At 76.4% G+C, this 15,709-nt stretch carries 9 protein-coding genes; 2 read left to right on the forward strand and 7 right to left on the reverse strand.

The genetic code is table 11. The features are described from left to right. Positions 1-63: 63 nt before the first annotated feature. On the reverse strand, positions 64-4,791 hold the full coding sequence (locus tag HNR08_RS04000; RefSeq protein ID WP_146835476.1) for a hypothetical protein: 4,728 nt from the start codon (positions 4,789-4,791) through the stop codon (positions 64-66). A gap of 673 nt (positions 4,792-5,464) precedes the next feature. Between HNR08_RS04000 and HNR08_RS04005 the strand changes: the two genes are divergently transcribed. Next, positions 5,465-5,902 (forward strand): OsmC family protein, encoded by a 438-nt coding sequence (locus HNR08_RS04005; RefSeq protein ID WP_146835473.1) that lies wholly within the window; start codon positions 5,465-5,467, stop codon positions 5,900-5,902. Here the strand turns inward: HNR08_RS04005 and HNR08_RS22595 are convergent. Further along, the gene (locus tag HNR08_RS22595; RefSeq protein ID WP_146835470.1) at positions 5,865-8,378 is read right to left on the reverse strand and encodes a helix-turn-helix transcriptional regulator; all 2,514 of its coding nucleotides are present in this window, start codon (positions 8,376-8,378) and stop codon (positions 5,865-5,867) included. The genes HNR08_RS04005 and HNR08_RS22595 overlap by 38 nt on opposite strands. 235 nt (positions 8,379-8,613) lie before the next feature. On the opposite strand from HNR08_RS22595, the gene HNR08_RS04015 reads away from it, so the two are divergent. Next, positions 8,614-9,213 (forward strand): NADPH-dependent FMN reductase, encoded by a 600-nt coding sequence (locus HNR08_RS04015; protein WP_146835467.1) that lies wholly within the window; start codon positions 8,614-8,616, stop codon positions 9,211-9,213. A gap of 21 nt (positions 9,214-9,234) precedes the next feature. Here HNR08_RS04015 and HNR08_RS04020 read toward each other — a convergent pair whose 3' ends face one another. The 5 genes from HNR08_RS04020 to HNR08_RS04040 all read right to left on the reverse strand — a co-directional run bounded on the left by HNR08_RS04020 (position 9,235) and on the right by HNR08_RS04040 (position 15,670). Further along, positions 9,235-10,206 carry a pirin family protein gene (locus HNR08_RS04020; RefSeq protein WP_183834793.1) on the reverse strand — a complete coding sequence of 324 codons (972 nt, stop codon included), beginning with the start codon at positions 10,204-10,206 and terminating at the stop codon, positions 9,235-9,237. Positions 10,207-10,350: 144 nt separating this feature from the next. Next, a complete protein-coding gene (locus tag HNR08_RS04025; protein WP_146835461.1) occupies positions 10,351-12,399 on the reverse strand; it encodes a glycoside hydrolase family 2 protein in 2,049 nt (682 codons plus the stop codon). 28 nt (positions 12,400-12,427) lie between these two features. Further along, positions 12,428-13,351, reverse strand: coding sequence for a carbohydrate ABC transporter permease (locus tag HNR08_RS04030; RefSeq protein WP_146835458.1), 924 nt, complete (start codon positions 13,349-13,351; stop codon positions 12,428-12,430). A gap of 1 nt (position 13,352) precedes the next feature. After that, positions 13,353-14,261: a carbohydrate ABC transporter permease gene (locus tag HNR08_RS21485; RefSeq protein ID WP_221286307.1), complete on the reverse strand. Its 909-nt coding sequence runs from the start codon at positions 14,259-14,261 to the stop codon at positions 13,353-13,355. Continuing rightward, a complete protein-coding gene (locus HNR08_RS04040) occupies positions 14,258-15,670 on the reverse strand; it encodes an ABC transporter substrate-binding protein (RefSeq protein ID WP_146835455.1) in 1,413 nt (470 codons plus the stop codon). The genes HNR08_RS21485 and HNR08_RS04040 overlap by 4 nt, the downstream gene beginning before the upstream one ends. Positions 15,671-15,709: the final 39 nt, after the last annotated feature.

Consider the following 15,709-nt stretch of genomic DNA (forward strand, 5'->3'; position numbering starts at 1 on the left):
GGACCGATCTCGGTCACAGGTGCCGATCTCGGCGGGCTCACGTCCGGCGCTGCGGGGCGGGGGTCAGCGGGGGTCGGTGGCGCGGTGGACCGCGGCGGCGACCACCGAGTCGACCCGGGCACCCCGGCGGGTGATGCCGAGCTGCAGGCGCAGCGCGGCGGCCAGCTCGTCGGGGGTCCGCTCGCTGCCGTCGGAGACCAGCCACGCCACGAGGTCGTCGAGCTGGTCGTCGGAGTAGGCGCTGATCGGCAGGCCCGGGCGGACGTCGGGGCGCGGGCCGCCGGGCACGGCGAGCGTCGGCTGCACCGCGCGCAGCGCGCCGGTCATCGGGGCCGCCGCCTCCATCACGCCGGGGATGTCCGCGGCGATCGCCGGGATGGGGGACGCGGGCGCGGCGTCGGCGGGCGGCTCGGGGGCTGCCCAGGCGCCGGGCGCGCGGACCTCCTCGGGCGTGCCGGTGCCGGGCGCGCGGACCTCCTCCGGGGCCGCGGTGGCCTGCGCGGCGGGGGCGCGGACCTCCTCCGGGCGGGCGCCGCCGCCGGCGTCGGGCAGGCCCCCGGCGGGCAGCACCGCGAACCCGGTCAGGGTCGGAGCCGGGCCTGTACCGTCGTCGTCGAGCGGCGCGGGCACCAGCAGCAGGCCGCGCTCCCGCTCGGCCCGGGCCTCGGCGACGCGACGGTCGGCGACGGCGTGCAGGGCGCGGCGGATGCGGTCGACCTCGGACTCCGGGTCGAGGAACGCGGCGGCGGACCACACGCGCAGCACGCTCCACCCGAGGCGCTCCAGGCGCTCGGCGACCTGGCGGTCCCGGACGCGGACGCTCGGCTCCTCCAGGTACGCGTCGTCGTCGGTCAGCACGGCGACGAGGAGCTCGCCGGGCAGGTCGGGGTGGCCGACGGCGAGCGGCAGGTGCAGGCCGCCGGGCAGCCCGTGGTCCAGCTCGACGACGAGGCCGTGCCGCCACAGCCGCTCGGCCAGGTCGACGACGAGGCGGTCGGTCTCGCGCGCGGTCGCGCTGGGCGCCCCGGGCGCCTCCGGCGCGTCGGGGGCGTCGGCCGTCCCGGCCGCGTCCGGGGTCCCCGCCGCGGCGGGCGCGGCTGCGCCGTCCTCCGCACCGCCGTCCTCCGCCACGCCGGACTCCGCCACGCCGGACTCCGCCACCTCCGGCTCCGCCACCACCGGCTCCGCCGCGACCGCGAGGTCCGTCTCCCCCGCGGCCCGCCGCTCCGCGAACCGCAGCAGGTCGGCGAGCAGCCGCGGCCCGGGCCCGCGCAGCCGGTCCGGGTCGATGTCGGCCGACGCGAAGCAGGACACGACGTCCAGCCGGTGCCGGGTCACGCCGAGGGCGGCGAGCAGCAGCGCGTCCCCGCCGGGACCGCTGATCGGCCCGAACCGGTGCAGCACCCGCCCGTGCGGGGTGCGGCCGAAGCCGAGCGACAGCACGAGGGCGTCCCGGCGCAGCCCGGCGACGTTGGTGAGGTCGGTGACGACGAACGGCTCGGGCCGCGACCCGTCGAGGCACGCGGCGAGGGACGGCGAGTCCCGCACCTGCGCGAGCACGGCCTCGCGGACCTGCGCGGTGTGCAGCGGCGAGGCCGTGACGACCGCGAGGGACTCCTCGGGCCGGGTCAGGGCGTGCTCGATGACGAGCTCGACGACCCGGTCGACGTCGGCCCGGGTGCTCTGCACGGCCCCGGAGCCGTCCGGCATGCCGGTGCCGTCGACCAGGTGGTGGCCGACGGTCGCGGCGCTGGTGGGCAGCGGCGTCGGGGACAGCACGTCGCTGTAGCCGTGCGCGGCGAGGAACGCGGTGAGATACGGGTCGCGGCGCGAGGCGTCGGCGCGCAGCGGGACGGTCGGCAGCACCTCGGCGAGCTCCCGCACGGCGGTGCCGGACGCGCAGCGCCGGTCCCCGACGACGACGACCTGGCGGCCGCGTGCCAGCGCCGGGAGCGCCACCTCGACGGGCAGGTGCGCGGCGGCGTCGAGCACGACCAGGTCGACGGTGCGCGTCGCGGGCAGCACCTGCGGCACCAGCATCGGCGCGGCGGCGAGCACCGGCCGCAGCCGGCGGGCGACGTCCGGGTACCGCTCGAACGTCTCGCGGACGCCGGTCAGCCGGTCCTCCAGCAGCTCGCCGAACAGGGCCTCGGTCTGCTCGGTGTGCGCGGCCATCGCGTTCCGGACGTGCGCGGCAGCCCGGGCGCGCACCGGTCCGGCGAGGGCGGCGGTGTGCGCGACGTCGAGCTCGCGGTACTCGGCGGCGATCCGGCCGAGCGTGCGGCCGTCGTACCCGGCCAGCGCGGGGTCGGCGGCGAGGATCTGCTCGAAGACGGTGCTCCACCAGGCGAGGTCGAGCTCGGCGGCGACGAGGTCGGCCGGCACGCGGCGGTCCGCCAGGTCGTCCAGCAGGTCCCCGAGGCCGTCGGCCTGCAGCGACCGCAGCAGCCGGGTGCGCCCGGGCAGCTCGGCCAGGGCGTCGGCGGCCCCGGCGAGGCGGCGCACGCGGTCCAGCACCTCCCCGATCGGCCGGGTCGTGAGGTCCCCGCCCTCGGGCGTCCCGGCGAGCACCGGCGCCAGCGCGTCGACGTCGGCCCGGACCGCGCGGTGCTCGGCCTCGATGTCGGCCAGGCCCTCGGGCAGCCGCGGCCACCCGCCGGCGGGGCAGTGCGCCTGCCAGATCTCGCGCTGGCGCTGCACGTCGAGCAGCGCGGCGTGCAGGTCGGCCACGGGCCGGCCCGGGCGCAGCAGGTCCTTGGCCTGCTTGCGCAGCCGGCGGCGCAGCCAGTAGCCCATCGGGGTGCCGTGCTCGGTGCGCCAGGCCTTCGTGCCGGTGGCGGCGACCAGGTCGGCGGGGCTGCGCTCGAACACGAGCGGCTGGAACACGTCGAGCGCGCCGCGGACGCCCGCGAGCACCTCGAGCTGCTCGGCCCAGGCGGCGAGCGTCGTCGCAGGCGTGAACCCGGTGACCTCGGCCACCTCCGCGATCCGTCGCTCCAGGGCGGCGAGGCCCGCGTCGCCCGCGAGGCGCTCGACCCGGCGCAGCGCGTCGGCGGCCTCGGCGTCGGACAGCAGGCCGGCGCCGTACCAGGGGGTGTCGACCGGGCGCAGCGTGAACGCCCCGGCGCGCGCGGCCTCGGTGAGGTCGGCGGCGACGGCGCGGCGGCGGTCGGCGTCCAGGGCGCGCGCCACCTCGGCGCCCAGGCGGACGGTGGTGCGCGGAGCGGGCCGCGCCGCGGTGAGCCGGGCCAGCGCCTGGAACGCGTCGTACGCGGAGGCGCCCCACGGCTGGCGCACGAGGTGCAGGCCGTCGACGTACCCGCGCAGCTTCTCGCGGCGCTCGACGAGGGCGCGGCGCAGCTCGGCGGCGGCGGCCGGGTCGCCCGGGTCGACGTCGAGGGTCATCGCGCCCATGAGGCGACGCGCGGACGCGATCCGCCACGCGGCGTCGGGCGCGACGTCGAGCAGCACCTCGCCGACCCCGAGCCGCTCCAGGCGCCCGCGCAGGGCGACGGCGGCCCGCCGGTGCCCGGGCACGTACAGGACGGTGCGGCCGTCGGCTGCGGCGTCCGCGACGAGCGCGGCGAGCGTGCCGGTCACGTCGCTGTCGGCCGGGGCGTCGACGAACACGTGGGCGCCGCCGGCCACCACGTCGAGGACGTGCTGCTGAGCGGGGTCGAGGTCGCCGACGCCGCGCTCGGTGGCGGGGTCGCGGTCGCCCCGCTGCGGCTCCGGCAGGGTCACCGCGAGCGCGTCGGCGGCCTCGGCCACCCCGGCGAGCGCCGCGACCACCTCGTGCCGCTCCAGGGCCGGGGCGAGCCGGTCGAGGTCGTCGACGAGCACCTGCCCGGGGTGCACGAACGTCCCGACGACGATGCGGTCCACGAGCCGGAAGTCGTCCAGCACGGCCGTGCCGAGCGACGTCAGCCGGGCGATGGCGTCGCGCGGGTCGAAGCCCGAGCCGGTGAACGCGCTGCGCGCCACGGCGCCGGGGTCGAGCAGCGCGCCGCGCGTGCGCAGGGCGCGGGCGAGCACCGGGTTCACCTCGAGCGAGGGCTCCAGCGTGATCTCGTAGTCGCTCTCGGCGGTGCCGCGGGCGGCGAGCGAGACCGGCCGGAGCAGCACGGGCGCGCGCACGGTGCGGGCGGTCGGCGCGGGCGCCTCGCCGTCGGCGTCCGCACCGCCGCGGCCGGCCGCGGACTCCCGGGTCGCGGTCGCGATGGCGGCGACGTCGTCGGTGGCGACGTCGGGGGTGCTGTGCTCGGTCCAGGTCGCGACCCCGATGGCGAGGTACGTCGGCGCGATCCCGTACTGCTGGGCGTAGGTGCCCGCGCGGGCGGCGACGGCCCGGGCCCGCCGGCGGGCGGTGCCGAGCGCGGCGCCCTCGCGCACGAGGTTCGACAGCCGGGTCTCGCGGCCGGCGAAGAGCTGGGCGATGCCGGACGGGTGCGCGGCGGACAGGTCGAGCGCGGCGTCGCCGAGCAGCTCGACGTCCGCGAGCGTGGACCCGCCCGCGGCCTCGACGAGCGCGGCGCGCCAGGTGCTCGTCGCGCCGGCGACCAGCTCGGCGGCCGAGGGCGGCTCGACCAGGACGGGCCCGGGCGTCGCGGCGTCGGTGGGCTCGGAGGAATCGGTCATCGGGGTCTCGCTGTCCACCGTGGGGGCGCGCTCCGGCCGGGGCGCGGCGCCCTCGGTCCCGGTCGCGGGGGTGTCCGCGCGCGGCGCGGGGACGACCGCCTCGCCGGAGGCGGCCGGCTGTCCGAGGGCAGGGCGGCGCGCGGGAACCTTCACCCGCAGCACGCTAACGGCCGGGCGCCCCGGCGGGCGCGTGACGCGCCGCCGTGCCGGGTGATGACGCGGAACTCGCCCGCTCGGGGAGCGGCCGGCGGCGTCGGGGGGAAGGGTCCGGCCGGGGCGGCGTCGTCGCACGCGGGGCCGGGACGTAGTCGACGGTGCGCACCGCGCAGGGGGCAGGCGATGCGCACCGTCGGAAGAGAACTATGGCCCCGGGATGGTGCAGTGGTCAACAACCTGGCGTCCCCTCGGGTGAACGCTCACACAGCCCGTTCCCAGGCTGGATGCGTCACCGCAGGTCGCGTCACCCCGGAGTGGCGCAGATCACGATCGATCGGTCGGGATGCCGCGGTGCGGGCCGTGCGGCCGGGGGGTTTCCGGTGCCCGGCGGGGGGCGGTGCCGGGCACCGGAAGCGTGGACGCCGGTGGAGCCTGTCAGCCGCTGCAGGCCCCACCGACCCGTCATGTCTAGGCCCTCGGAACCGCCCCTCAGCACCCCTCAGCGCCCGGCCGGTGACGGCCTGAGTGCCGTCGGCGCCCGCACGTGGGGGTTTCGCGTCGGATTGAGGGTCGTCCCGCCGTCGGGCCTAGGTGCCGGACTGGGTAGCAGCCTTCCGCCCGGGAGCCCGCGGTGCGAGGCTGTGGCCGAGGAGCGCGAGGGGGGGTCGCCATGGCGGAGGACTACCCGGTGACGGTCGCGGCCGGCACGCTGCGCGACGACGCCGGGGCGGCCGACGACGCGGACGTCTGGGCCCGCCCGCACCGCTGGACCCCCGGCGGCGTCCACGTCTCCGCCGGCTTCACCGGCGCGCACCTGCTGCACCTCGCGGTCGCCGGCTGCGTGCTCAACGACCTGTTCCGCGAGGCGGAGGCGCTCGGCGTCCCGCTCGCCGGCGCGGAGGTGACCGCGCGAGGCGGGTTCGACCCGGGGACGTGGGCCTCCACCGGGATCGCCTACGCCGTCCGGCTCGACGGCCCGGCCCCGGAGGACGCCGCGCGGCTGCTGGCGCGGGTCGACGAGGCCGCGGAGATCCCCCGGGCCGTGCGGCAGGGCGCCGCCGTCCGCCGGGTCAGCGCTCCTGCCAGGCCGCCAGGTCCCCGCGGCTGACGTACCCGAGCTTGCGCAGCGCGCGGCTCATGTGGTTCTCGACGGTGCGCACGCTCAGGTAGAGCCGGTCCGCGATCTGCCGGTTGCTCAGGCCCTCCCGGGCGAGGGTGGCGACCTCGCGCTCGCGCGCCGACAACGGCTCCGGCCGCGCGACGCCCGCCGGACCGCCCGGGTGCGCGGGCCGCCCGTCCAGCCCGTCGCCGACGATGCCGACCAGCCGCTCCCCCGCGCGCACCAGGCTCGGCATGACGCTCGCGCGGGTCGCCGGCAGCACCGCGGCGGCCGCCTCGGCGTCGTCGTCCGCGACAGCGAGCAGCAGCCGGACGTACGGCTCGAGGAGCGGCAGCCGCACGCGCGACAGCGCCTCCCGCACGACGCTCGCCCGCGCCGGGGTCATGCTCGCCGGGCCACCGGCCCACGTGACCAGCGCGGGCTGCAGCAGGCCCCCGTCGGCGTACCGCTGGCCCGCCTGCCACGCGGTCTGCCCGGACGTCGCCGCGTCCCCCGACGCCGACGCCAGCGCGACGTGCGCGAGCACCCGCATCGAGCGGATGAGCGGGTAGTAGGAGCTCGGGGTCTTGTCGAGCTCGCGGACCAGCACCTGCGCGAGGGTGACGTTGCCGAGGTGCGACTGCAGCACCGCGCCGACCATCAGGCCGCGGCGGTAGAACGTCGTCTCGATCGGCCCGGCCGCGCCCATCCGCAGCGAGGTGCTGATCACCCGCCAGGCCGCGGCGTCCTGGCCGGCGAAGTACAGGGCCTCGGCGAGCACGCACGCGTGCACGCGGATGCCCAGGCCGTCGACCTCGTCGTACGCCTTGTCCAGCATCCGGCGCTGCCACTGCTCCGCCTCGACCAGGCGGTCGCAGCCGATCAGGGCCAGGCCTCGGACGGCGGCCAGGTAGTGCCGGACCTCGGGCTCGGCCTCGGAGACGTCGCCCGCGTCGCACACGCGCAGCGCCTCGCCCGGCCACCCGCCCTCCAGCAGGGCCGCCGCCCGGATGACGACCGGCCAGCCCCGGAAGAACCGCACGGGGACGTCGGACTGCGGCTCGTCGGCCACCTCCCGCGCCGGGCGGCCCGCGGCGAGCTCGGCGACCAGGCGTCGCTTCAGGTCGCGCAGCAGGACGAACGGCGTGACGTCCGTGTCCGAGCTGCTCAGGACGGCGTCCATGTCCGTCACGGGCTCCCCCGCCCAGGCCGACCAGCGGGCGCGGTAGTACGTGTAGGTGAGCCGGTCGTGCTCGCCGTCCCGGTCCGACAGCCGGGTCCCCGCGAACACCGCGGCGAGCTGCTCCGTGGCCGGCCGGCGCATCAGCAGCGCGAGGTAGGCGTTGGCCGTCGAGACGGTCGGGGCGTTCAGCCAGGCCGTCCGCCGGGCGCTCTCCTCCACCGTCGCCCGCTCGTGCACCAGGCCCGCGAGCTCCGCGGTCCACCGCCAGTACTCGTGGCCCTCGGTCGCCTGGTCCGCGAGCAGCACCGCGCTGAGCTCGTCCTGCGGCGGCGCGGCCGGGGCGATCGCGGCCCCCGCGTCCGCGACCCGCTCCGCGAGCTGGCGGCGGCGGAACGGCCCCACCCGCTCGCGCAGCGCCCGGGCGAGCGCCGGCGGGGCGACGCCGAGCATCTCCCCGGCCCCGCCGACCTCGTGGCTGACCACCCGCCCGAGGTCCGTGAGGTCCGAGAGCAGGGCCGGGTCGACGAGCCGCACCGCGAGCTCGGTCGGCACCGGGCCGATGTTCGCGAGCAGCTCCAGCGCCGCGACGAGGTCCGGGGGCACGTCCGACAGGAAGGTGAACGCCACCGCGTCCACCGGCACCTCGCCGAGCGTGCCGTTCTCGACCCACAGCCCCTCGACGCGGTGCAGCGCGCCCGCGGCCCGCGCGGCGTCCACCAGCGCGACCACGGCGCGCGGGTTCCCGCCGGTCTGCGCCATGACGGACGCGGTCAGGCCGGCGTCGGCCGGCGCCCCGAGCACCGACGCCAGCAGGCTGGACACCGCCCGGAAGCCGAACGGCGGCACCCGCACCTCCGCGGGTGAGCGGGCCTGCAGCACCTCCCGCATCCCCTCGGTCGGCGCGTGCAGCGGGTCGACCGTCGTGCTCGCGACGAGCACGCAGCCGGTGCGGCCCAGCACGCGGCGGACCACGGACAGGCTGCGCCCGTCCATCCGGTCGACGTCGTCCACGAGCAGGACGCTGCGCCGGGGCCGCAGCTCGTCGGTCAGCCAGTCGGTGAGCGCGGTCTCGTCCGCCACCCGCGCCGGCGCCGAGGCGTGGTCCAGCAGCGCCGAGAGCTCCCCGCGGCCCGCGGCGCGCAGCAGCGTGCCGTTGACGCCCCGGCGGGAGGCGTCGGCGAGCAGCAGCTCGAGCACCGTCGTCTTGCCGGCACCGCGGTCGCCCCGCACCAGGACGTCTCGCCCGAGCGGCAGCCACCGCTGGACGGCCTGGACCGTCACCCCGAAGCCCTCGGCCTCCACCGCAACCCCCTCGCCTCGCACCCGTCGCGGCACGCACTCTCGCGCGGCCGCGGCACTCAGCGACTCCATCGCACCACCTACGCATCGGACGCGACAGAGGGCGACGCCGTGGATCGGGCGCCGAGCCCTCCTACGCAGCGCCCCCGGCGCGCGCGCACGGCCCCCGGGTGCGACGCTGGAAGAGCCCGGCGGGCGGCCGGCCGAGCGCCCCCGCCACCGCTCGGAGGGGAACGCGATGACCTACACCATCGGCTACTTCGTGGGCAGCCTGTCCAGCACCTCGATCAACCGGACGCTGGCGGAGGCGCTGATCGCGCTCGCGCCCGACGCCCTGGAGTTCCGGGAGATCCCGATCCGCGACCTGCCGCTGTACAGCCCCGACCACGACGCCGACTACCCACCGGAGGCGCGCGCGCTGAAGCAGGCGGTCGAGGCGTCGGACGGCATCCTGTTCGTCTCCCCCGAGTACAACCGGTCGATCCCCGGGGCGCTGAAGAACGCGATCGACTGGGGTTCGCGGCCGTGGGGTGCCAACTCGTTCGCCCGCAAGCCCACCGGCATCGTCGGGGCGTCCATCGGCAACATCGGCACCGCCGTCATGCAGTCCTCGATGCGCGGCGTGCTCAGCTTCCTCGACGCGCCGCAGCTCAACTCCCCCGAGGTGTACATCCGGTTCGACCCGGCGGTGTTCGGGCCGGGCGGGGCGGTGCACGACGAGGAGACGGCGAAGTTCCTCGGGCACTACATGGACGAGTACTGCGCGTTCGTGCAGCGGGTGCTGGCGGCGAACGCCCCGGGGCACATCGGCGACCCGGACGCGGCGCCGACGTCCTGAGGCGGGGGCGGGCGGGCCCGGTCAGCCGCGCGGCTGCAGCCGGGCGTCCGGGATCACCGGCGCGGGCAGCGGCGGGTGCGGGTGCCCGGCGACCCGGCCGAACCGGGGCCCGCCGCCCTCCGGGGAGGCGATCTCGGCCTGCCACTGCGTCCGGGCGGCGAGCACCTCCTCGTGGTCGCGGCCGATGAAGTTCCACCACATGACGATCCGCTCCCCGAGCGGCAGGCCGCCGATGAGCAGCACCCGCGCGCCGGCGGCGCCCGCCCGGACGGTCAGCGTCCGCGCGCCCGGCGCCCGGTAGAGCAGGTGGTGCACCGGCGCCGGCGTGCCGTCGACCTCGACCTCCCCGGCGTCGACCAGCACCCCGTGCTCGAACGCCGCGTCGACGTCGAAGGTGTGCGACTCCCCCGCGCGCAGCCGCACCTCGGCCCCCACCAGCGGCGAGAACGTGGGGACGGGCGACGTCGACCCGGCCAGCGCGCCCAGGAACACCTGGACGGTCCCGCCGGGCAGGTCCACGACGGGCGGCACGTAGTGGTCGAAGGCCGGGTCGGCGTCCCGGTCGGCCTCGGGCAGCACCGTCCAGAGCTGGACGCCGTGCAGCACCGTCGTCGCGGCGGTCGAGTCCTCGGAGTGGCTGATGCCGTGGCCCGCGGTCATGAGGTTGAGCTCGCCGGGGCGCACCAGGCAGTGCGTGCCGAGGCTGTCCCGGTGCTCGATCTCCCCGGAGAACAGCCAGGACACCGTCTGCAGGCCGGTGTGCGGGTGCGGCGGGACGCGCATGCCGCCGGTCGCGGCGACGTCGTCCGGGCCGTAGTGGTCGAGGAAGCACCACGCGCCGACGAACGACCGCGCCCGCTGCGGGAGCGTGCGGCGGACGGTCATCGCCCGGATCCCGCCGAGCGGGACGTCGCGCGGCTCGAGCAGCTGCACCCCCGCGGCGTCGGCGGGCGCGCACACCCGCTCGCTGGCGACGGCCTCGAGGTTGCTCACGCCGCCCAGGCTACGACGCGGGCCCGCGCTGCCGGCCCGCCGCCCCGCCCTGCCCCGCCGCGGGGGCGGTCGCCGACGTTGCAGCAGATGCTGCCCTCGGGCCCGTGGACCCCGCATCTGCTGCAACCTCGACGCGGTCGCGGGTCAGCGGCGGGCGCCGCGGCGGTTCGGGGGCTCCTGCGGGGCCGCGTCGACGAACGTGCGGGCGCGCACGCGGTCGTCCTCGTCGACCAGCCACAGCAGGAGGCGCGCGGACGGGACCGGGCCGGGGGGCGGGACGTCCAGGCGGACCGCGGGGCTGAGCGCGAACGGGTCGGCCTTCAGCGGCTCGGACTCCGCCTGCGGCGCGCCGAGCACCGCCACCTCCCCGACACGCGGCGGCGTGCCGGCGGCGACCCACGCGGCCCGGACCCGGCCGAGCACCGGCGCGGGCCCGTGGTGCGACACGTGCACGTCCAGGGCGAGCGGCCCGTCGGGGACGGGCACGTCCGCCCCGGCGTGCCGCGGGACCAGGTCCAGGACGAGGACGGTGTCCGCGTTGGCGTCGCGGGGGTCGAGGCCGCCGAGGTCCTTGGGGCGGCGGTCGGCGTCCCGCAGACCGGCCATCTCGTGCTCGACGTCGGTGAGCTCGGTGTACACGTACCCCGCGAACCGGTCGTGCCGGCGGAGCTCCTGGGTCTGCCAGCGCAGGTGCCACGCGCGCTCGAGCGACGTGAACCCGGCGCCGTACTCGCTGTTCAGCACGGGCACGCCGCGCCGCGGGAAGGACGCCGCGCCGTAGAACGACTTGTCGACCACGAAGTCCGGCCCGAGCTTCACCGGGAAGTCCTCGCGGGTGCCGTCGGCGAGCGCCGCGACGTTCGCCGCCCAGGCCGCGGGGTCCTCGTCGTAGTAGTGCCAGTCGACGAGGTCGGTGCGCACGTGCGACCAGCCGGAGTTCTCGACCACGGGCCGGGTGTCGTCCAGCGCGCGCATCGCGTCGTACGCGGACGCCGCCGCGGCCGCCCGGGACGCCGAGCCGGGGATGTCCCAGTCCAGCCCCCACTCCTCGTTGTACAGGCCCCACACGACGACCGACGGGTGGTTGCCGTCCCGCTCGACCATCGGCGCGAGCTGCGCCTCGAACGCCGCGGCGGCCTCCGGGGAGAACCGGCTCGGCGCCGGCGGCTCCGCCCAGACGAGCATGCCCATCCGGTCGGCGGCGTGCAGCCAGCGGGGGTCCTCGAGCTTGAGGTGCTTGCGGACCAGCGTGTACCCGAGGTCCCGGGCGAGGGCGAGGTCCGCGAGCAGCGCCTCCGTGGACGGCGCGGTGAGCCCGGACGACGGCCAGTAGCCCTGGTCGAGGACGCCGCGCAGGTACAGCCGCTCGCCGTTGAGGTGCAGGTGCTCCCCGCGGGTCTCGATGCGGCGCAGGCCCCCGGTGACCGTCACGGTGTCGTCGGCGGTGCGCACGACGAGCCGGTACAGGTGCGGGTCGGCCGGCGACCAGAGCCGCGGGGCGCGCAGGTCGAGCCGTCCGGCGGCGACCCCCGCACCGTCGGCGACGAGCTCGACGGACTCGTCCGACCCGGCCACCGCCACCCGCACCGCGGCCCCGGGCGGCGCGTCCCCGGCGACCCGCACGGTGACGTCGAAGCCGGTCAGCGAGTCGCCGCGCACGGCCACGGCCGCCGCGTACGTCCGGCCGCGGGCCTCCAGCCACACGCTCTGCCAGATGCCCGACGTCGGCGTGAAGGACACCCCGTCGTAGTCGTCGCGCGGGATCGAGCGCTGCTTGCCGTGCGGGATGGACCGCTTGTCGGCGGGCGCGTCGACCTCGACCTCCAGGACCGCGGGCACCCCGGGGGCGAGCGCGTCGGTCACGTCGACCTCGAACGGCGTCGTCCCGCCGACGTGCTCGGCGACCGGCACCCCGTCCACCCGGACCCGCGCCCGGTGGTGCACCGCGCCGAAGCAGAGGGCGACGCGGGACCCGGCCCACTCGGGCGGGGCGACGAGCGTGCGCCGGTACGTGGCGTGCTCCAGCCAGGTGCGGGCGACGCCGGACGCGGCGGTCTCCCACGCGAAGGGCACCACGACGGGCACGGTGCCCTCGGGCAGGTCGAGCTCCCAGGTGCCGTCGAGCGGGACCCAGCGGTCCGAGCGGTCGCGGTCGGGGCGCGGGAAGCCGTCGTGCGGCAGGGCTGAGGTCATGATGCGAGGCCTTTCGGGAGGAGCGGGGTCAGCCCTTGACGCTTCCGGCGAGGATGCCGTTGATGAAGTGCTTCTGGAGGGCGATGAAGACGATCAGGAGCGGGACGAGCGCGATCGAGGCGGCGGCCAGCAGCTCACCGGTGACGGTCGCGTAGTCGGCGCCGATCCGGTTGCCGGTGATGTTCTGCGCCAGCGTGGACAGCACGACCTGGAGCGTCGCCATCCGCGAGGACGACGCCGCGACGACCGGCCAGACGAAGTCGTTGTAGATGTTCATGACGGTCAGCACCGCCAGGCCCGCGAGCGCCGGCCGGATGACCGGGAGCACGATCCGCCAGAAGATGCCGAACTCCGTGCACCCGTCGACGCGGGCGGCGTCCAGGAGCTCGTCCGGCACGGCCGCGATCACCTGGCGCATCCAGAAGATCGCGAACGCGTCGACCGCGCCGGGCAGGATCAGCGCCTGGTACGTGTTGACCCAGCCCAGCTCCTTCATCTCCAGCAGCAGCGGGATGATCAGCACGATCGTCGGCAGCATCAGCGTGATGAGGACGGTGCCGAAGAGCAGGTCGCGGCCGGGGAACGTGTACTTGGCGAACGCGTAGGCGGCGAGCGGGGCGCAGAACAGGGTCAGCGAGCCCTTGGCCACCAGCACCACGGCGGTGTTGAGGAAGCCCTGCCCGATCGGCACGTCGGCGAACATCCGGCGGAAGTTCTCCACCGTGAACGTGGACGGGTCGAACCCGAGCGGGTCGCTGACGATCTGCGTCGCCGGCTTGAACGCCGAGACCAGCGCCCAGACGACGGGCGCGAGGAAGGCGGCGGCGAGCAGCAGCAGGAACACCTGGGTCCCGAGCGGTCCGGCGGCCCAGCGGCGGCGCGGGCCGCGCGGTGCGCCGGCGGGAGTGCGCGGCGGGGCGGCCGTGGGCCGGGTCGCGTGGGCGATCACCATGTCAGTCCTCCGTCCGCAGCAGCCGCACGAACAGCAGCGACAGCGCCATGACGACGATCACGAGCAGGAACGAGTTCGCGGCACCGGTGCCGAGGTCCGCGCGGTTGATGTGGTCGTACAGGTGCAGCCCGGCGGTCGTCGTCGAGCCGTACGGCCCTCCGTCGGTGACGACGAACGGCTCCGCGAACATCTGGAACACCGCGAGCGTCTGCAGCACCACCGAGAACATGAGCGTGCGGCGGACCAGCGGGACCGTGATGCTCCAGAACCGCCGCGCGGGCCCGGCGCCGTCGATCGACGCGGCCTCGTACACGGAGCCGTCGACGGACTGGAGCCCGGACAGCAGGATGACGACGATGAACCCGGTGGTCTTCCACAGGAACAGCAGGGCGAGGGTCGGCTTGGCCCACTGGGTGGTGGTCAGCCACCCGACGTCCGGCAGCCCGACCAGGTTCAGCAGCCCGTTCACCGCGCCGTAGTCCCGGTCGAACACGACGACCCAGATCTGCGCGACGGCGACCAGCGGCGTCACGAACGGCACCAGGAACGCGATCCGGTAGAACCCGCGCATCCGCGTCTTCGCGTTGTCCAGCAGCACCGCGACGACCAGCGCCAGCACCATCTGCACCGGGACGATCAGCAGCCACAGCACCCCGGAGTTCGCGAGCGAGGACCAGAACGCCTCGTTGCCGAGCAGGTAGGCGTAGTTGTCGAGCCCCACCCACTGCGCCGCGCCGGACCCCCGCCAGCTCGTGAAGGACAGCCGCAGCGTGAAGACCATCGGGTACACGCTGAACGCGACGAAGATCGCGACGAACGGGGCGACGAAGACGTACGGGGCCACGGCCCGGGGCAGGTGCGGGCGGCGCCTGCCCCGGGTCGCGACGGGTGCCGTGGCGGCAGCGGTCACTGCCGGTCCACGAGGTTGGCCTGGATGTCGGCCGTCGCCTGCTCGATCACCTGGTCGGGCGTGAGCTCGCCGTCCAGCATCCGCTGCACGTCGGTGCCGAGGTAGTCGACCGCGCCCGCCCACCAGGCCGGCGTCGGCGCGCCGCCGGGGATCTGCGCGCCCGCCTCGACGGCGGTGGTCCACAGGTCCTGGTCGCCCAACCCCGCCACGGGGCCGAACAGCGGGGTCGCCGGGTCCGCGGCGGGCAGGTACGCCGGGATCGACGTCGCCAAGCCGTTCGGGTAGGTGTCGTTCGGGCCCCACACCGCGGTGTAGCCGGCCTCGTCGTACATGAGGAACTCGTAGAACAGCCACGCGAGGTCGGCGTTCTCCCCCGCCTTCGGGAGCACGAACGAGGAGCCGCCCATCGCGCCGGACCGGGCACCGCCCTCCTCCCACGCCGGCAGGGGCATGGCCCGCCAGTCGCCGGAGGTCTGGGTGAGCTGCTGCTCCGGGGCGAACGAGAACCAGATGGCCCACGGGTAGAACACCTGCTGGCCGCTCTCCAGCGGGCCGACGTCGCTGGGCGACAGGTACTCCGCCCGCGTGCCGAGTCCCTCGGACTGCACCGTGTCCAGCCAGCCGAGGATCTGCCGGTAGGCGTCGGAGTCGATCCGGAGCTCGCCGTTCTCGTCCGCGATGCTCGTGCCGAGCTGGCTCGCGTACATCTCGAGCTGCAGCTGGCCGAGGAAGGCGCTCTGCTCCAGGTGGATCGGCTTCGACCCCGGCACGGCCGCCTGGTACTGGCGGGCCGCCTCCAGCAGGTCGTCGTACGTCTCGATCTGCGCGACGTCGACGCCCGCGGACTCCAGCGCGGTGGCGTTGTAGAACAGCAGGCCGGGGTCGAGGTCGAACGGCACCCCGTAGATGCCGCCGCCGAGCGAGTTCACGTCGACCTTCTGCGGCGCGATGTCGGCGACGTAAGGGTCGAGGACGTCGGTGAGGTCCCAGAGGTAGTCGGCGTAGCCGGCGACCTTGGCGTCGTCCAGGAACACCCCGTCGGGGACGTCGGTCTCGGTGATGAGCGTGTTCTGCAGCTTCGCGTCGATGTCGACCGCCTCGTGGTGCACCACGATGTCCGGGTACACCTCGTTGAAGTCGTCGATCACCGCCTCGAAGACGGAGAACAGGTCCCCGGAGCGGTCCCAGATGGTGATCTCCCCGCTCGGGCTGTCGCCGGCCGGGGCCTGGAGCCGGTCGGCGTCGGCCGCGGCGGTGGACCCGCCGTCGCCGTCGGAGCCGCCCGAGATGGACGGCCCGCAGGCGGCGAGCGCGGTGGTGGCGGCGAGCAGGCCCGCGACGAGCGCGAGCGGTCGGTGGCGCAGCCGGGCCGGCGGGGCGGTCCGCGGGCGGCGGTGGGTCGGGTGCATCGGCACTCCCTCGTGCGAGCAGGGTGCGGCGGCTCCGCA

The sequence above is a fragment of the Cellulomonas hominis genome (assembly GCF_014201095.1).
Classification (GTDB): Bacteria; Actinomycetota; Actinomycetes; order Actinomycetales; family Cellulomonadaceae; genus Cellulomonas; species Cellulomonas hominis.